This window comes from Erythrobacter sp. JK5, assembly GCF_018205975.1.
Classification (GTDB): domain Bacteria; phylum Pseudomonadota; class Alphaproteobacteria; order Sphingomonadales; family Sphingomonadaceae; genus Erythrobacter.
This window is the reverse complement of sequence record NZ_CP073577.1, coordinates 1007003-1024553: the sequence shown is the minus strand read 5'-3', so window position 1 is coordinate 1024553 and position 17551 is coordinate 1007003. Positions and strand designations below refer to the sequence as shown.

Genomic DNA, 17551 nt, shown 5'->3' with positions numbered 1-17551 from the left:
GGTTCACAACCGCTCGCTTGCAGCCACGCCGATAAGCAGAAACTGAACGAGCAGGACCGCGATGGTCGCGATTTTCCATCCGGTCGAGGCCGAACGCATACCGCGCTCCCACGTCCATGCGCCGATCACTGCGGTGACGAGTGCGGACGTGCCGATGGTGAAAGCGCCGTGGCTGGTGCCGAACAGCGTGAAGACAACGCCCAGCGCCAGCAACTGCCCCAGCATCGCGGCGGTGAACCAGACGATGGGTATGGGACGATAGGCCGTATCGGGCATTTCCCAGTCCGGCAACGACACATCGGGCCGCGAAATGCGGCGGTCGCCGTAGATGATGTCTTCCTTGCGCGGATCGGGATAGTCGGGCCGGTCAGGCATCGATCATATCCCGGTCCACGTCGCTGGCGTGGTTCTGGATGAAGTTGAAGCGGTGTTCCGGATTGCGGCCCATCAGCTCGTCGACGAGCCGGGCGACTCCTGCGCGGTCCTCGAACTCCTGCGGCAGAGTAATCCGCACCAGCGAGCGCGTGTCGGGGTTCATGGTGGTTTCGCGCAATTGCTGCGGGTTCATCTCGCCGAGGCCCTTGAACCGTGAGACCTCCACCTTCTTGCCCTTGAACACCGTCTCTTCGAGCTTGGCGCGATCGGCTTCGTCGCGGGCGTAGCGGCTCTCCTTGCCCGCGGTAAGGCGGTAGAGCGGTGGCTGGGCCAAGAACAGGTGACCCTTCTTCACCACGTCGGGCATTTCCTGGAAGAAGAACGTCATCAGCAGCGTCGCGATATGCGCGCCGTCGACATCGGCGTCGGTCATGATGATGATGCGATCGTAGCGCAGGTTTTCCGCGTCGCAGTCCTTGCGCGTGCCGCAGCCGAGCGCGAGCGAGAGGTCGGCGATTTCGCTGTTGGCGCGGATCTTGTCGGCGGTGGCGGAGGCGACGTTGAGGATCTTGCCGCGGATCGGCAGGATCGCCTGCGTCTTGCGGTTGCGCGCCTGTTTGGCGCTGCCGCCCGCGCTGTCGCCTTCGACGATGAACAGCTCGGTATCTGCATCGCTGTCGCCCGAACAATCGGTGAGCTTGCCCGGCAGCCGCAGCTTCTTGGCGTTGGTCGCGGTCTTGCGCTTGATCTCGCGTTCCTGCTTGCGGCGCAGGCGCTCGTCCATGCGCTCCATCACCTCGCCCAGCAGCGCCTTGCCGCGCTCCATGTTGTCGGTGAGGAAGTGGTCGAAATGGTCGCGCACCGCGTTCTCGACGAGGCGCGCAGCTTCGGGCGAGGTCAGGCGGTCCTTGGTCTGCGACTGGAACTGCGGATCGCGGATGAAGACGCTCAGCATCACTTCCGCGCCGGTCATCACGTCGTCGGCGGTGATGTCCTTGGCCTTCTTTGCGCCGGTGAGGTCGCCGAACGCGCGCAGGCCCTTGGTCAGCGCCGCGCGCACGCCCTGTTCGTGGGTGCCGCCATCGGGGGTGGGCACGGTGTTGCAATACCAGCTGGTCGAACCGTCGGAATAGAGCGGCCAGGCGATCGCCCATTCGACCCGGCCCTGATCGTCGGCAAAGTCCTGGTTGCCGGTGAAGGGCTGCGCGGTCACGCATTCGCGCGTGCCGACCTGTTCGGCGAGATGATCGGCGAGACCGCCGGGAAACCTGAAGGTCGCTTCGGCAGGCACATCCTCGCCGGTGAGGCTCTCGGCGCATTTCCAGCGGATTTCGACCCCGGCGAACAGATACGCTTTCGACCGGGCGAGCTTGAACAGGCGCTGTGGCCTGAACTGCCGTTCGCCGAAAATCTCGGTGTCGGGCGTGAAGGTCACGCTGGTGCCGCGCCGGTTGGGTGCAGCGCCGAGCTGTTCGATCTTGCCGAGCGTCTGCCCTTTGGAGAATTCCTGTACGTAAAGCTGCTTGTCGCGCGCCACCTCGACCCGCGTGTGCGATGACAGCGCGTTGACCACGCTGACACCCACCCCGTGCAGACCGCCGGACGTCGCATAGGCCTTGCCCGAGAACTTACCGCCCGAATGCAGTGTCGAAAGGATCACCTCGAGCGTCGACTTTCCCGGAAACTTGGGGTGTTCGTCGACCGGGATGCCGCGTCCGTTGTCCGTAACGGTCAGCCGGTTGCCTTCGTCGAGCCGCACCTCGATCCGGCTGGCGTGGCCGGCCACCGCCTCGTCCATCGAATTGTCTAACACTTCGGCGGCGAGGTGGTGCAGCGCGCGATCGTCGGTCCCGCCGATATACATGCCCGGGCGGCGGCGCACCGGCTCCAACCCCTCGAGCACCTCGATCGAGGAAGAGTCGTAATCGCCGCTCGAAGTCGGCGTGTTTTCAAACAGGTCTTCGGACATGGGGTCGATATAGGGCGCGCGCTCGCACCCTCACAAGCAGCCGCGCAGGCTTTTGCGCAAGTTCAGCGGCTGAACGCGGTCGGGGCGGCATCGACCGCGACGATCTCGTTCCCGCGGATTTCGCGGACTTCGAGCGCGCGCTCGGCCACGCCGTTGCGCATGAAGCGGAACGGCCCGTCGACACCCAGGAAGCCACCGGCATCGTAGAGCTCGTTCTTCGGAAAGCGGCTGCCGACACGCCAGTCGCGCGCCACGCGCAGGGTCAGCAGCACCGAATCGTAGCCGAGCGTTGCGATGCGATACGGCTTGCTGCCGAAGCGTGCCTCGTAGCTGTCGGAAAAGCGCCTGAACCGTCCATCGGAGACCGCCGAGAAGATCGCGCCGTTGACGGCGCTGGAACGGGTGAGGGCGGATTCGCCGCTCCACAATTCCGTGCCGACCAGTTGCAGGCCTCCACCGCCGCTCTTCAGTTCATCGGCGGCGCGCACCGCCAGGCGGGCGCCATCGGCGATCAGCACGGTATCGAACCCGCCCCGCGTCTTGAGCCGCTGCGCAGCGCCGACGATCGAGGTGTTGCCGCGCGCGTAGCGCTCGAACGCGGCGAGCGTGCCGCCATATTCGCGCAGCGAGTTTGTCAGGGCCGAATAGGACCTCTGGCCGTAATCGCCTTCGGGCAGGAGGGCTGCGAAATTTCTTGCCCCCTGCTGGCGCGCATAGCGCACGCTGCGCGCGATCGATTGTTCGGGAATGTGGCCCATCACGAACACATCGGCGCTTGCCACCGACGTGTCGTTCGAGAACGCGATCGCAGGCACCCCGGCGGGCCGCGCCTGAGCCTGCACCGCCGGGACGTTGCCGGCTAGCAGCGGCCCGAGGATCAGGGCATTGCCATCGGCAATCGCACGCCGTGCAGCGGCCGAGGCCCCCTGCGAAGTATCGTAGGTGGTGATCCGCAGATTGTTGGCGTTGGTATCGATCAGCGCCATCGTGGTCGCATTGGCGAGCGATTGCCCGACCGCTCCGGCCTCGCCCGACATCGGGACCAGCAAGGCGACCCGATGACGCGTGGAATCGCTCGGCAGCGCGGTCGCGCTCGGTTCGGGAGTGGGGGTGGCTTCCGGAACGGAGGTGGTCGGTTCGACGGTTTCCGGAATCAGCTTGCAGCCCGCCAACAGCATCGCGGTTCCGGCGATCACCAGAGTGCGCCGGTTCACCACCATCTTCGTCTTCTCGACCAGCGACTTGCCCCAAACGGCTGCGCCCATACCCTTCATTCTTGCCGACCCCCGATGGCTGCTTCAAAGAAGAACGCGTGAACACGCCCGCACCTGAATCAGCTTTGACTGAACACCTTGATCCCGGTCTCTACATCGTGGCGACGCCGATTGGCAATCTAGGCGACATAACGCTCCGCGCAGTCGACGTATTGCAGCGGTCGAGCCTGATCGCCTGCGAAGACACGCGCGTAACCGGACGTCTGCTCAAGCATCTCGGCGTGTCCACGCGGATGCGGCGGTACGACGATCACGCATCCGAAGACCAGCGTGCGCGCCTGATCGATTTGGCCCGCGGCGAACCTGTGGCGCTGGTCAGCGATGCGGGAACGCCCTTGGTGTCCGACCCCGGATATCGTCTGGTGCGCGAGGCGCGTGAAGCCGACATCGCCGTGTTCACCGTACCCGGTGCCTGCGCCGCGATTGCGGGACTGACGCTGGCGGGCCTGCCCAACGACCGGTTCCTGTTCGCCGGTTTCCTTCCGCACAAGGACAAGGCGCGCGGAGACGTGCTCGACGGGCTGGCAGACACGGACGCGACGCTGATCTTCTACGAAACAGGACCGCGACTGGTGCGCAGTCTCGAAGCGATCGCCCGGCGCTGGCCGGAGCGCGACGTCGCGGTGGCCCGCGAACTCACCAAGCTTCACGAGGAATGCCGCACCGGATCGGCGCGCGATCTCGCCAGCCATTATTCGGCGAACCCGCCCAAGGGCGAGATCGTGTTGCTTATCGGCCCGCCCCGAGTGCTGGAGAACCATGCCGATCCCGACGAGATGCTGCGCGCGGCGCTGTCCGAAGCCAGCCCCAGCAAGGCCGCCGCGAAGGTGGCCAAGGCCACCGGGCTCGACCGCCAGGCGCTGTATGCGCGCGCGGTGGAACTCAAGGCGCAATGAGCGCGAAACGCGAGATTGCCGAACGTCGCGGACGCGAAGGCGAAGCGCAGGCGGCACAGTGGCTTGCCGCGCAAGGCTGGATCATCCTCGGCGAACGGGTGAAGACCAGTCTGGGGGAGATCGACCTGATCGCGGCGAGGCAGGGGATAGTCGCCTTCGTCGAGGTGAAGTGGCGCAGGCATCCCGGCAATCTTGCCGAAGCGATCGACGAGCGGCGGCTCGCGCGGGTGGCGGCCGCGGTCGAAATCGTCGCGCATGAGTATGCCACGGGGGGCGAGGATATCCGGATCGACGTGATCCTGCTTGCACCCGGTACCAAGCCGCGCCACATCGAGAACGCGTGGATGCCGTGAGCCGCCTCCGGGCCCGTTCGTCCTGAGCTTGTCGAAGGGCCGCATTTCCCTTTATCCGAGCGTTCGAAGAAGAGCGGTGCTTCGACAAGCTCAACACGAACGGAATTGGATCATGTCGCTACGCGTTGCCGTCCAGATGGACCCGATCGAGAACATCAACATCGCCGGGGATTCGTCCTTCGCGCTGATGCTGAAGGCGCAGGAGCGCGGCTATTCGGTGTTCGAGTATCACGTCGAAAGCCTCACGCTCGATGCCGACGACCGCCTGTTTGCCGAGTGCTATCCGGTAACGGTCCAGCGGGTCGAGGGCGACCATTTCAGCAAGGGCGAGGCGCAGCGGCTCGATCTCGGCAAGAATATCGACGTGGTGCTGATGCGGCAGGATCCGCCGTTTCACATGGGCTACATCACTGCGACGCACCTGCTCGAGCGCATCCGGGGCGAGACGCTGGTGGTCAACGACCCGGTGAATGTCCGCAACGCGCCCGAAAAGGTGATGGTGCTCGATTATCGCCGTTTCATGCCACCCACATTGGTCACGCGGTCGGTGGACGAAGTGAAGCGCTTCATTGCCGAACACGGCGCGGTGGTGGTGAAGCCGATCCACGGCAACGGCGGCAAGGCGATTTTCCGCATTCCCGAGAATGGCGAGAACCTTTCCGCGCTGTTCGAAGTGTTCAACATGACCTGGCCCGAGCCGCACATGGTCCAGCCCTTCCTCCCCGAGGTGGCCGAGGGCGACAAGCGCATCGTCCTGATCGACGGCGAGGTTGCCGGAGCGATCAATCGGAAGCCGGGCGAGGGCGAGTTTCGCTCGAACCTCGCCATGGGCGGCAGCGCCGAAGCGACCCAGCTGACCGAGCGCGAACGCGAAATCTGCGAGGCGATGGGGCCGGAACTGAAGCGCCTCGGCCTGACCTTTGTTGGCATCGACGTGATCGGCGGCAAATGGCTGACCGAGATCAACGTCACCTCGCCGACGGGGATCGTTGCGATCGACCGGTTTAACGGGACCGATACGGCGGGGATGATCTGGGACGCGATTGAGGCGCGGTTGGCTGAGCGCAAGAAATAGACTTGTCATTGCGAGGAGCCGAAGGCGCCGCGGCAATCCAGCTTCAAAGGTTTCCCCAGGCGGCGCCGTCTGGAGCTGGATTGCTTCGCTTCGCTCGCAATGACGAACCTTGGGGTTACCGCTTCTTCGCCCGTGGATGCGCGTCGCGGTAATTCTCCAGCAGGGTCGCCGCATCGACCTTGGTGTAGATTTGCGTCGATCCCAGCGAAGCGTGGCCCAGCAGTTCCTGCAGGCTCCGCAGGTCCGCTCCAGCCCCCAGCAGATGCGTTGCGAACGAGTGCCTCAACGCATGCGGTGTCGCGGTGTCGGGCAAGCCCAGCGCGCGCCGCGCTTTCGACATCGCCTTCTGCACCATGCCTTGCGACAGCGGTCCGCCCTTGGCACCGCGAAACAGCGGGGTGTCGGCGCCGATCGGCCAGGGGCAGTGCTTCGCATACTCCGCCACCGCATCGCGCGTGATCGGCAGCACCGGGACCACGCGCTGTTTGCCGCCCTTGCCGGTAACCTGCAGCACTTCGCCGAGCGGCGCGTCGCGGCCCTGCAACGACAGCGCTTCGGCTATCCGCAGCCCCGATCCGTACATCAGCAGCAGCACCGCCCGGTCGCGCGCGCCGATCCAGCTTTCCTCGGCGGTGCCATCGACGAGATCGGCAAGGTTGATCGCTTCATCCGGGGTCACGGGGCGGGGCAGGCCCTTCTTGATGCGCGGGCCGCGCAGCCGCGGGGCAGCAGGATCGGGGTCGCCCGTTTCAGCGCGGGCGAAGGCGATGAAGGCCTTGAGCGCGGACAGTTCCCGCGCGGCGCTGGCGTTGCCCAGTCCCTCGGCGCGCCGCGCGGCGAGATGGCGGCGCAGGTCGGACGCTTCGAGCGCGGCGACATCTTCAAGCGTTTCGAGCTCTTTGTTCCCGACCAGACGTTGCGCCGCCGAGCAATAGGCGCGCACCGTATGCGGGGAGCGGCGGCGGCTCTCGGCGAGGTGCGCGCGCCAGCACTCGAGGATTTCGGGCACGCTCATGCCGCGACCAGTCGGTCGCACACAAGCTCGCCCAGCAGCGCATCGAGCAGCGGCTGCCCTGCGCGGGTAAGCACGATCCGCGATCCGTCTGTGCGGACAAGACCAAGCTCGGCATGCCGTGCGAGCGCCGCCGGATCGATCAGGTCGTCCTGCGCGAGAGCAAAACGCGTGGCGAGCGCTGCAAGATCGACCCCTTCGGCCAGGCGCAACCCCATCAGCAGCGCTTCGGCTGCCTGTTCGTTTGCCGGAAGCATGCGCTGTTCGGCGATACCGTGTCTGCGCTCTGCGATCGCGGCGAGAAAGTTCTCCGGCTTGCGGTGGCGCTGGGTCGCGAAACCTCCCCGCCGTCCGTGCGCGCCGGGGCCGATCCCGGCATAATCCTGATAGCGCCAGTAGGTGAGGTTATGGCGGCTCTCCTCGCCCGGTTCGGCGTGGTTGCTCGTCTCGTACGCGGGCAGACCGGCCGCCTCGGTCAGGTCCTGCGTGATTGCATACAGGTCTGCCGCGGCGTCATCGTCCAGCGGCTCGAACACCCCGCGCCGGACATCGGTCGCAAACCGTGTGCCGGGCTCGATCGTCAGCTGGTACAGCGACAGGTGCGAGGTGCCGAAACCGAGCGCGCGCTCAAGCTGCCGACGCCAGTCTTCGGGTGACTGGCGGGGCAGGGCATAGATCAGGTCGAAACTGACCCGCTCGAAGTGCTTCTGCGCCGTTTCGAGCGCCTTCAGCGCCTCCTCGCTGCCGTGAAGCCGCCCCAGCCAGCGCAGGGTCTCCTCGTCGAGCGATTGCACCCCGAGCGAAACGCGATTGATGCCCGCGCGCGCCAATGCGGCGAAATTCGCAGCCTCGACCGACGAGGGATTTGCCTCGAGTGTCACTTCGATACCGGGCGCAAACCCCCACAATTGTTCAGCTTCGCGCAGCAGGCGCGCGACGAGGGCAGGCGGCATCAGCGAAGGCGTACCACCGCCGAAGAATATCGAGGTGAGTGCTTCTCCCCCGGCGACAGCGGCTTCGGCCCGCATGTCGGCGAGCAAGGCACCCTCCCACGCCGAATGGTCGACGCGATCGCGCACATGCGAGTTGAAATCGCAATAGGGGCACTTCTTCGCGCAGAAGGGCCAGTGGATGTAGAGGGCGCGGGCCACGATCCTGCCTTTCAGCCTTTCTTAAGCGCCGCGAGTCAAGGCTGGGTGATGGGTTTCCGTGCCGATTCTCTCGCGTTGGCGGCAGGCATCGCGGCTCTTGCTGCGAGCGTCGCCGCCGCGCAATCGCCCACTCCGAAGCCCGAAACGATCTGGCTCGATGCGCACAACGCCGAACGCGCGGAGTTTGGCAGCGAGCCGCTGCGCTGGAACGACGCGCTCGCCGATGAGGCCCGCCGATGGGCGGTTCGACTGGCGCGCGAGGGCCGGATGCGCCATGCTCCGATCGCTGCGCGCAACGGGTCGGGCGAGAACCTGTGGATGGGCACGCGCGGCTATTTCCGTCCCGAACAGATGATCGCGAGCTTCGCCTCGGAGAAACGCCATTTCCGCGCGGGAACCTTTCCCCAGGTCTCGACTACCGGCAATTGGGCCGATGTGGGGCACTACACCCAGATCGTGTGGCGCGACACGCGCGACGTCGGTTGCGCGATGGCGCAGGGCAGGGATTTCGATGTGCTGGTGTGTCGGTACTGGCCTGCCGGAAACGCGACGGGTGCGCAGGTGGCACCCCGACCGAGAGTGGCCAATCGCTAGCGTTCGAACTGGTCCGCGACCAGCCTGGCGAACGCGTCGGCACGATGGCTGATGGCGTGCTTTTCCGCCGGATCGATTTCGGCAAAGGTCTGTTCGCGCCCTGACGGGACGAATACCGGATCGTACCCGAAGCCGAGCGTGCCGCGCGGCGGCCATGTCAGCGAGCCGGGGCATTTCCCCTCGTAGACGGCGTGCTCGCCGTCCGGCCACGCGATCGCCAGCACGCAGTGAAACGCCGCACTGCGATCGGTATCGGGCCCGAGCTGATGCAACATCCCCTCGACCTTGCCCATCGCCATGTACCAGTCACGGCCCGGTTCGCCTTCGAACCACTGCCTCTCGGCCCAATCGGCGGTGTAGACTCCGGGGCGCCCGTCCAGCGCATCGACGCTCAGACCGCTGTCGTCGGCGAGCGCCGCAAGCCCGGATGCTTCGGCGGCGGAGCGGGCCTTGATCAGCGCGTTCTCGGCAAAGGTCTTGCCTGTCTCGGGCGGCTCGGGCAGCCCGAGCGACCCTGCCGACAGGCACTTTATCCCGTATGGTTGGAGCAGCGCCGAAATCTCCTTCAGCTTGCCCGCATTGTGCGTCGCTATGACCAGCGAGCCACCGCCGAGCCTGCGGGTCACTTCACCGCGTCCATCTGCGCGGCAAAGATCCCGTCGCAGCCGATCCGCGCGAGCCGTAGCAGCCGCAGCAAGCCTTCCTCGTCATAGGTCGCACCTTCTGCGGTCGCTTGCACCTCAGCGATCTGGCCGCCGGTGAGCAGCACGAAATTCGCATCGGCATCTGCGCTCGAATCCTCGTCGTAATCGAGATCGAGCACTGGCGTGCCCTGGAAGATGCCGCAGGAGATCGCCCCGACCTGCGACATGATCGGGTCTTCCTTGACATCGCCGGCGGCGATCAGTCCGTTGACGGCCAGCCGCAGTGCCACCCATGCGCCGGAGATTGCAGCGGTGCGGGTGCCGCCATCGGCCTGGATCACGTCGCAATCGAGCGTGATCTGCCGTTCGCCGAGCTTCTCGAGATCGACGACTGCGCGCAAGGAACGGCCGATAAGCCGCTGGATTTCCTGCGTCCGCCCGCTCTGTTTGCCGCGCGCCGCCTCACGACTGCCACGGGTGTGCGTGGCACGCGGGAGCATCGAGTATTCGCCGGTGACCCAGCCCGTGCCCTTGCCGCGCATCCACGGGGGGACGCCGCGCTCGACGCTTGCGGTGCACAACACGCGCGTATCGCCGAAGCTGATCAGGCACGATCCCTCGGCATGCTTGGTGAAACCCGTTTCGATGGTGATGGCGCGCATTTCGTCGGGCGCGCGTCCGGATGGCCGCATGGTCTGTTCCTGTCTGGGTGATTCGGTGCGTGCGCGCGGTGTGGCTGGGAACATCCTTGCCCGCAAGGCTTGGCGCGGACAATCTGGACGCTAAGTTGCAGGTATGGCTGCCCCTCCGATCGCAGAACTGACCGAACGCGCCCGCGAAATCTTTCGCCGGGTGGTCGAAGGATACATCGATAGCGGGCAACCGGTGGGGTCGAAGACGCTGGCGACGGACGGGACCCTGAACCTTTCGCCCGCATCGATCCGATCGGTGCTGGCCGATCTCGAAGGGCTCGGATTGCTCGCCGCCCCGCACACCAGTGCCGGCCGCATGCCGACCGATGCGGGGCTGCGAATGTTTGTCGACGGAATGATGCGCGTGGCCGAGCCGACCGAGGAGGAACGCGCGCAGATCGAGGCACGGCTCGAAGGGGCGGGGCCGGTCGAACAGGCGCTACGGCAGGCGAGCTCGCTGTTGTCCGATCTTTCGGGTGCGGCGGGCATGGTGATGGTGCCGACACGCGAACAACGGCTTGCGCAGTTCAACCTCGTCGACCTTGGCCAGGGCAGGGCACTGGCGGTGCTGGTCGGCGAGGATGGTGGGGTCGAAAACCGGGTGCTGGAGATCGGCGGGCGGATCAGTCCGGGCGCGCTCGACCAGGCGAGCAATTTCATCACCGCGCGGCTTTCCGGACGCACGCTTGCCGAAGCGGCGCAGGCGATGCGCGCCGAAATCGGCGCGGGCAAATCGCAGCTCGACGACGCCAGCCGGGACCTTGTCGAGCGCGGTCTGGCCGTCTGGAGCGAGGACGCCGATGCGCGCCCGGTGCTGATCGTGCGCGGCGCTGCCAACCTGCTCGACGAATCGGCTCTGGGCGATATCGAGCGGGTGCGCTCGCTGCTCGACGATCTCGAAAACAAGCAATCGGTCGCCGCCCTGCTCGAAAGTGCCCGAGAGGCGGATGCCACCCGCATCTTCATCGGCAGCGAAAACCGGCTGTTCGGGCTGTCGGGCTCTTCGGTCATCGCCTCGCCCTACCGCGACCGCGAAGGCCGGGTCGTGGGCGTGCTGGGCGTGATCGGACCGACGCGGTTGAATTACGCGCGGGTCGTCCCCATGGTTGACCTGACCGCCCGATCCTTGGGCAAACTGATCGCTTGATTGACCACACAAGCTGGAACCAGATACATGATCGACAACGACAAACCGCAAGACGAAGCGGTGGCTGAAGAATTGAAGGGCGTGCCGGAGGAGTTCCTCGAAGACGGTGACGAATCGGAAGACGAGGGCAGCGTGGCAGACGCGCTCGACAACCTGCGTCAGGACCTCGAATCGGCAAAGCAGGACGTACTCTACGCGCAGGCTGAAACGCAAAATGTTCGCCGGCGCCTTGAAAAGGACATCGCCGATGCGCGCAACTACGCCGCGACCGGCTTCGCCCGCGATGTTCTGAGTGTGTGGGACAACCTCTCGCGCGCGGTCGAGGCGATCCCAGACAGCCTGCGCGAAGACGAGAAGATGAAGGGTCTCGTCACCGGGATCGAAGCGACCCAGCGCGAGCTCGAAAAGGTGTTTAAGCAGCACGGTATCGAACGCATCGCGTCGACCGGTATGCCGCTCGATCCCAACCAGCATCAGGCCATGATCGAGATTTCGAGCGCCGAGCAGGAGCCGGGCACGATCGTGCAGGAGATGCAGTCGGGCTGGATGATCAAGGACCGCCTGCTGCGCCCCGCAATGGTGGGCGTGGCGAAGAAGCCGGAGTGATCTTCAAGAACTAGAACAACAGAGGCGGGGACGCGATCATGCACCCCGGCCTTTTTGTTCGTCACGAGATCGCTTGGTCGCGGTTCTCGTCGCGGTGCTTTTTCAGGTACCGCATGAAGGGCGTGCCGCCGGTGCCGACATCGGGGTCGTTGCCCGCGATCGAGCCGGCCTGCTTGTTGATGTAGCTCGCCGCGTATTCGAGGTGCCGCGTGCGGAACCGCGTGGTCTGTTCAAGGCAGGCATTGAACGCATCGCGCAGGTCGCGATTGTCGCTTTCGGCCACGTAGCTGCGCAGCCGTGACTGGGTCGCAAGATCCTCGATAAACCGGCGTTGCATCACCGGCCGGTACGCGTGCAGCTCGTCGAGGAAAGCCTTGAGCGGATCGTCCGAGTGGTGGACCTGGAACAGCGCGTCCATCGCCGGGACGATGCTGGATTGCGAACCGGTCTGGCCACGGAATGCCTGCGGTTTTCCGGCGTATTTCTCGACGCCTTCGTAGATCAAACCGCCATCGAGCGCCGGATTGTTCGCCCAACCGTGGATGTAGGGCCGCACCCGGTGAAAGTAGATGTAGGGGTCGCAGCGTTCGGGCATCCGATCGAAATGGGCATAGATCCGCTCCCACGCGGCGTGCATCTCCAGCAGCAAGTGTTCCGCGTCCGACGGATCGCCGCCTTCGTTTGAAATGGTGACCAGTTTCGCCGCATTGTCCAGCAACACGCCCGCTTCCGCCTCGATCGCGACATGGACGAGCACGAACCAGTTCTCGTCGTCTCCGCCCGAGAAATTCTGGACCATGTAGATGTTGTCGAGCGACACCGGCTGCGACTTGTCGATCCGCGCCCAATTGTCGAGCACGTATCCCGAATACGGGAGCAGCGGTGCCTGATCGAGCCGCTCGCCCAGCGCCACGATCGGGCGAGCGAGGTTTCTCGGCAGGTGGGGCGGGGCCGTGCTTTCGCCCCAGACATAGGCCTGAACCAGAAAGCTGTAATGCACCATCGCGGTGCGAACCTGTTCTTCGGAGGCTTGTCTGGCCCAGTCCTCGATCTGCGGATCGGGCAACTGGTTCAGCCAGTGTCGTACGCGGCCCGAGGACAGCAGCCCCGAAAGATTGCCTGCGGCGTGGCAGACCTCGTCGAACTGTGCCGGAAGGGTGATCTCGTCGATTTCGTGATGCGAAAGATAGCCGCGCTCACGCGACAGTCCGTAATCCTTGATCTCCATTATGAGTGCTCGTCGCCAGGCGCGGGTTTGGCCGTCTGGACGTCGAGACAGTATCGTTTGCAACCATTCTGCTCAAGCGTCACCCGAAATCGGGCAATGGACTGGCTTCGATATCGGCGATCAAATGCTTGTTCATGGCCGACTTGTTCGCGTGGAACGCCCCCATGTTGAGGCCCTTCATGTGCGTGAGCGTGGCCGCGACCGCGTCCTCCAGTGCATCGGGCGCGACCACTTCGTCGAAATAGCCCACATCGCGCGCCTCGTGCGGGGAAAACATCTGCGAGGTTGCGACCGCCTTGCGACCGAACGGGCTCAGCCGCGCTGCGCCGAGGATCATCGGGTAGATCGGCAGCGCCATGCCGATCGCGCTTTCGTTCATGCCGGTGACGAACTCGCCTTCGGTACCGATCGCCTTGTCGGCGGCGAGCATCAGGAACGCCCCCATCGGGTAGGCGTGGCCTTCGCACACGGTCACGACCGGGGCCGGGTGGCGCAGGATAGCGAGGATCGCGTCCTTGCCGGCCTGCAACTGCGCGGTCGCGACGTCGGGTCCGGCAGCGAACCCCTTGAGATCGAATCCTGCGGAAAAGATGCCCTTGCGCCCCCGGATCGCGACCGGCGCTTTCTCCGCGGCACACTCGGCGAGCGCGTTTACCAAACCGTCGAGCTTGTCCTTGTTGAGCGCGTTCACCTTGCCATCGTCCAACGTGATGATGTGCGCCCCGTCGCGCTGTTCGATCGTGATCATGATAACCTCCCGGCGAGAAATGGATTGCGCGGAGCGTTATCGGGCCGCGCGGTGGGCGCAATGGCAATTTTGTGGATGCCGCTACGACGCGTTGCGGCAGGTCGTGCAGAAAGTTTGCAGGAGCTAGAGTTCGAGCGTCATCTGCAGGTTGCAGCGATCGTACGGCGTGTCCCAGAATTCGTCATCGCCCAGCGATACGAAGCCCTTGCGCTCGTACAGCGCTGTGGCCGCTTCGAGCTTGCGATTAGTCTCGAGCCAGATCCGGTCTGCACCGCGCGCCTTTGCTTCGTCGACCAGCCGATCGAGTACCGCAGCACCGATTCCCTGCCCCTGGGCCGAGGGTTCGGTGGCCATCTTGACAATCTCCATCCAGCGATGCCCGTCGTCGGGAGCGTGGGCGGCCGGCAGAAAGGCACCGGTCCCCACGACCCAGCCGTGGGCATCGGCCACCGCGATATAGCCGCCCGGATCGAGGATCGCGATCTGGGGATGCTCGAGCTGGCGGCGGTCCTTTTCCTCCATCCCGAACATCTCGTCGATCCAGCGGCGGTTGAGCGCGGCGAAGGCCGGCGCGTCGGACGCTCTGAATTCGCGCAATTGCCAGTCGATCTTAGCCAATCGTCGCTCCCGGAAACCTCACCAGCATATCATACACGGATTTGTCGCCCACGCCCGTCAGTTTCGCGCCGTGGCGCAACCAGAAGGCGTGTTTCACGATCTCGGCCTGCTGCTCGATGCCGTAGGCGGTGAACGGCTGCCCCGGCTTGAGGCTGTAGCCATAGCGGCAGAACGGGTGGCGGTGGAGCACCAGGTACCAGTCCCCGCGCGTCTGCGTTTGCCACACATGGGTCAGTTCGTGGATCAGCAGGCCCTGCCGCACCAGGTTGGTGGTCGAGAAATCGTCGCAATAGGCCGTGCCGCGCGGATGGAAATGGAGATGCCCGCGCGGCGCCATGGTGGTTTTTCGCGGTTGAAACGGAAACCACTTTCGCCGTCTGAGTTTCACTGCACCATAATCGATCGCATCGCCGAAGACGGTGCGGGCCAGTTCGGTCTCTCCCGGCGTCAGCGACCGTTCGCCCCCTACCGGGCAAGCCGGAACGGGTGACGTCGTCGCTGCTGCCGGAGTCGACTGGTTCAGCGCTCGTCCCCGGCTGCGAGAATATCGGCCTGAAACTTGTGGCGGGCACCGCCGGAGATCTTGAGCGTCACCTCGGCCTTGCCGCCCGGCTGCAGATCGGCCGACGGTTCGAACGCCATGATGTGCAGCGCGCCGGGTTCGAAATTCAGTTCCGATCCATTGGTGATCGCGATCGGTCCGGCTTCGGCCATGGTCATCTCGAAATTGTATTCCATCATGTCGTGCACCGTGGCGTTCGCCGCGCCAGCCACTTCGGCGCCGCTGATCGAGATGCCGCGTTCCCCCTCGTAAGTAGCGTCGAAATAGACCGCTGCGGGATTGCCTTCGACCGGGGCCAGCATCATCCGGGCGTTGCTGATGGTCAGCCCCGGAACGACGCCTTCGACCTTTTCGACCGGCGGGGGTTCATCGCTGCATGCCCCGAGTGCGATCGCTCCCGCCAGCGCCCCCGCCAGCGCCAGCATGCGCGTTTTCGATCCCGTCTTTTTTGTCACAAGCACGTTTCTGTCCCCTCCTGAGATGGGGCGAAAACTAGGGGCTGCGATCTCTTGTGCCAAGCAAAACCGCACCTATATCCCGCTCATATTCGAGCCGCCCAGGCGTTTTGCCGGTCCCGGGAAACGCACGACGGCGGTGTCCAATGACTTCCAATGGATGGGGAACACATGGGTAAAGTAATCGGTATCGACCTCGGCACCACCAACAGCTGCGTTGCTGTGATGGATGGCGGCAAGCCCAAGGTTATCGAGAATTCGGAAGGCGCGCGCACGACGCCGTCGATCGTCGCTTTCACCAAGGATGGCGAGCGGCTGATCGGTCAGCCGGCCAAGCGCCAGGCGGTGACCAATCCCGACAACACCTTGTTCGCAATCAAGCGTCTGATCGGTCGCCGGTTCGATGATCCGCTGACCAAGAAGGACATGGAACTTGTCCCGTACGATATCGTCAAGGGCAAGAACGGCGATGCGTGGGTCGAAGCGGGCGGTGAGGAATACAGCCCCTCCCAGATTTCCGCCTTCATTCTGCAGAAGATGAAGGAAACCGCCGAAAGCTATCTCGGCGAAACCGTGACGCAGGCGGTCATCACCGTCCCGGCCTATTTCAACGATGCCCAGCGCCAGGCGACCAAGGATGCCGGCCAGATCGCCGGCCTCGAAGTGCTGCGCATCATCAACGAGCCGACTGCGGCAGCGCTGGCCTATGGTCTCGACAAGGAAGACGGCAAGACCATCGCCGTCTACGACCTTGGCGGCGGTACCTTCGATATCTCGATCCTCGAAATCGGGGACGGCGTGTTCGAAGTGAAATCGACCAATGGCGACACCTTCCTGGGCGGTGAAGACTTCGACAACACGATCGTCGATTGGCTCGCCGAGCAGTTCCAGAAGAAGGAAAACATGGACCTGAAGGCGGACAAACTCGCGCTTCAGCGTCTCAAGGAAGCCGCCGAGAAGGCCAAGATCGAGCTTTCGAGCTCGCAGACCACCGAAGTCAACCTGCCGTTCATCACCGCGCGGATGGAAGGCGGCAGCTCGACCCCGCTGCACCTGGTCGAAACGATCAGCCGCTCCGATCTCGAAAAGCTGGTCGGCAAGCTGATCGATCGCACTCTCGATCCGTGCAAGAAGGCGCTGGCCGATGCCGGCGTGTCCAAGGACGATATCGACGAGGTGATCCTGGTCGGCGGCATGACCCGCATGCCGCGGGTTCGCGAAGTCGTGGAGAAATTCTTCGAGGCGAAACCGCACACTGGCGTGAACCCCGATGAAGTCGTCGCCATGGGCGCTGCGATCCAGGCCGGCGTGCTTCAGGGCGACGTCAAGGACGTCCTGCTGCTCGACGTGACCCCGCTGTCGCTGGGTATCGAAACGCTGGGCGGCGTCTTCACCCGCATGATCGATCGCAACACGACGATCCCGACCAAGAAGACCCAGACCTATTCGACCGCCGAGGACAACCAGAACGCGGTGACGATCAAGGTCTTCCAGGGCGAGCGCGAGATGGCGGCGGACAACAAGCTGCTCGGCAATTTCGACCTCGTCGGCATCCCGCCCGCTCCGCGCGGCGTGCCGCAGATCGAGGTGACCTTCGATATCGACGCCAACGGCATCGTCTCGGTCGCGGCCAAGGACAAGGGCACCGGCAAGGAACAGACGATCAAGATCCAGGCTTCGGGCGGTTTGTCCGATGCCGATATCGATCAGATGGTCCAGGATGCCGAAAAGTTCGCCGAAGAAGACAAGAAGCGCCGCGCCGCTGCCGAGGCCCGCAACCAGGCCGACAGCCTGGTCCACGCGACCGAGAAGCAGCTTGAGGAACATGGCGACAAGATCGATGCCGAGACCAAGTCGGCGGTCGAGGATGCCGTTGCCGCGACCAAGACCGCGCTCGAAGGCGATGACGCCGACGAAATCACCGCGAAGGCTCAGGCTCTGACCGAAGCGGCGATGAAGATGGGTCAACAGATCTACGAACAGGAGCAGGCCAAGGGCACCGAAGGCGGCGACGCGAGTGGCGACAGCGCATCGGAAGAGACTCCTCCGGACGAGGAAGTGGTCGATGCCGAATTCTCCGAGGTCGACGAAGACAACAAGGGCTGATGTCCCGATGACCAACCGAACCGCCGCTGGTGCCACAAGCGCTGGC

Annotated in this window: 19 protein-coding genes; 7 read left to right on the top strand and 12 right to left on the bottom strand. The window is 64.6% G+C overall.

The window, feature by feature from the left end; all coding sequences use genetic code 11:
* Positions 1–3: 3 nt before the first annotated feature.
* The 3 genes from KDC96_RS04965 to KDC96_RS04955 form a co-directional block, all read right to left on the bottom strand.
* The gene (locus KDC96_RS04965) at positions 4–375 is read right to left on the bottom strand and encodes a hypothetical protein (protein ID WP_212451191.1); all 372 of its coding nucleotides are present in this window, start codon (positions 373–375) and stop codon (positions 4–6) included.
* On the bottom strand, positions 368–2344 hold the full coding sequence (gene parE / locus KDC96_RS04960; RefSeq protein WP_212451189.1) for a DNA topoisomerase IV subunit B: 1977 nt from the start codon (positions 2342–2344) through the stop codon (positions 368–370). The genes KDC96_RS04965 and parE overlap by 8 nt, the downstream gene beginning before the upstream one ends.
* A gap of 62 nt (positions 2345–2406) precedes the next feature.
* Entirely contained in the window at positions 2407–3609 is a 1203-nt protein-coding gene (locus tag KDC96_RS04955) for a penicillin-binding protein activator (protein ID WP_212451187.1), read from the bottom strand.
* A 74-nt stretch (positions 3610–3683) separates the two neighbouring features.
* Between KDC96_RS04955 and rsmI the strand changes: the two genes are divergently transcribed.
* The 3 genes from rsmI to gshB all read left to right on the top strand — a co-directional run bounded on the left by rsmI (position 3684) and on the right by gshB (position 5942).
* Positions 3684–4514, top strand: coding sequence for a 16S rRNA (cytidine(1402)-2'-O)-methyltransferase (gene rsmI, locus KDC96_RS04950; RefSeq protein WP_212451185.1), 831 nt, complete (start codon positions 3684–3686; stop codon positions 4512–4514).
* Positions 4511–4867, top strand: a complete 357-nt coding sequence (locus KDC96_RS04945; RefSeq protein ID WP_212451183.1) for a YraN family protein — start codon at positions 4511–4513, stop codon at positions 4865–4867. Before rsmI ends, KDC96_RS04945 begins: the two co-directional genes overlap by 4 nt.
* A 112-nt stretch (positions 4868–4979) precedes the next feature.
* Positions 4980–5942, top strand: coding sequence for a glutathione synthase (gene gshB / locus KDC96_RS04940; RefSeq protein WP_212451181.1), 963 nt, complete (start codon positions 4980–4982; stop codon positions 5940–5942).
* Positions 5943–6057: 115 nt separating this feature from the next.
* On the opposite strand, the gene KDC96_RS04935 is transcribed toward gshB, so the two are convergent.
* Complete coding sequence (locus tag KDC96_RS04935; RefSeq protein ID WP_212451179.1) at positions 6058–6957, bottom strand: tyrosine recombinase XerC; 900 nt, start codon at positions 6955–6957, stop codon at positions 6058–6060.
* A complete protein-coding gene (hemW, locus tag KDC96_RS04930; protein WP_212451177.1) occupies positions 6954–8105 on the bottom strand; it encodes a radical SAM family heme chaperone HemW in 1152 nt (383 codons plus the stop codon). Before hemW ends, KDC96_RS04935 begins: the two co-directional genes overlap by 4 nt.
* Before the next feature lie 48 nt (positions 8106–8153).
* Between hemW and KDC96_RS04925 the strand changes: the two genes are divergently transcribed.
* Positions 8154–8699: a CAP domain-containing protein gene (locus KDC96_RS04925; RefSeq protein ID WP_212451175.1), complete on the top strand. Its 546-nt coding sequence runs from the start codon at positions 8154–8156 to the stop codon at positions 8697–8699.
* Here KDC96_RS04925 and rdgB read toward each other — a convergent pair.
* Positions 8696–9325, bottom strand: a complete 630-nt coding sequence (gene rdgB, locus KDC96_RS04920; RefSeq protein ID WP_212451173.1) for an RdgB/HAM1 family non-canonical purine NTP pyrophosphatase — start codon at positions 9323–9325, stop codon at positions 8696–8698. The genes KDC96_RS04925 and rdgB overlap by 4 nt on opposite strands.
* Positions 9322–10035, bottom strand: coding sequence for a ribonuclease PH (rph, locus tag KDC96_RS04915; RefSeq protein WP_212451171.1), 714 nt, complete (start codon positions 10033–10035; stop codon positions 9322–9324). The genes rdgB and rph overlap by 4 nt, the downstream gene beginning before the upstream one ends.
* 103 nt (positions 10036–10138) lie before the next feature.
* Between rph and hrcA the strand changes: the two genes are divergently transcribed.
* Both hrcA and grpE read left to right on the top strand, forming a co-directional pair.
* Positions 10139–11182: a heat-inducible transcriptional repressor HrcA gene (gene hrcA, locus KDC96_RS04910; RefSeq protein WP_212451168.1), complete on the top strand. Its 1044-nt coding sequence runs from the start codon at positions 10139–10141 to the stop codon at positions 11180–11182.
* Between the two features lie 27 nt (positions 11183–11209).
* Positions 11210–11788: a nucleotide exchange factor GrpE gene (grpE, locus tag KDC96_RS04905; RefSeq protein ID WP_212451166.1), complete on the top strand. Its 579-nt coding sequence runs from the start codon at positions 11210–11212 to the stop codon at positions 11786–11788.
* A 61-nt stretch (positions 11789–11849) separates the two neighbouring features.
* On the opposite strand, the gene KDC96_RS04900 is transcribed toward grpE, so the two are convergent.
* The 5 genes from KDC96_RS04900 to KDC96_RS04880 all read right to left on the bottom strand — a co-directional run bounded on the left by KDC96_RS04900 (position 11850) and on the right by KDC96_RS04880 (position 15405).
* Positions 11850–13016, bottom strand: a complete 1167-nt coding sequence (locus KDC96_RS04900; protein ID WP_212451164.1) for an indoleamine 2,3-dioxygenase — start codon at positions 13014–13016, stop codon at positions 11850–11852.
* 79 nt (positions 13017–13095) lie between these two features.
* A complete protein-coding gene (locus KDC96_RS04895) occupies positions 13096–13764 on the bottom strand; it encodes a crotonase/enoyl-CoA hydratase family protein (protein WP_212451162.1) in 669 nt (222 codons plus the stop codon).
* Between the two features lie 123 nt (positions 13765–13887).
* A complete protein-coding gene (locus KDC96_RS04890; RefSeq protein WP_212451161.1) occupies positions 13888–14382 on the bottom strand; it encodes a GNAT family N-acetyltransferase in 495 nt (164 codons plus the stop codon).
* A complete protein-coding gene (locus KDC96_RS04885) occupies positions 14375–14719 on the bottom strand; it encodes a vgr related protein (RefSeq protein ID WP_371815531.1) in 345 nt (114 codons plus the stop codon). Before KDC96_RS04885 ends, KDC96_RS04890 begins: the two co-directional genes overlap by 8 nt.
* Before the next feature lie 182 nt (positions 14720–14901).
* Positions 14902–15405, bottom strand: a complete 504-nt coding sequence (locus tag KDC96_RS04880) for a copper chaperone PCu(A)C (RefSeq protein WP_249171929.1) — start codon at positions 15403–15405, stop codon at positions 14902–14904.
* A gap of 165 nt (positions 15406–15570) precedes the next feature.
* Between KDC96_RS04880 and dnaK the strand changes: the two genes are divergently transcribed.
* The gene (gene dnaK / locus KDC96_RS04875; protein WP_212451159.1) at positions 15571–17505 is read left to right on the top strand and encodes a molecular chaperone DnaK; all 1935 of its coding nucleotides are present in this window, start codon (positions 15571–15573) and stop codon (positions 17503–17505) included.
* Positions 17506–17551: the final 46 nt, after the last annotated feature.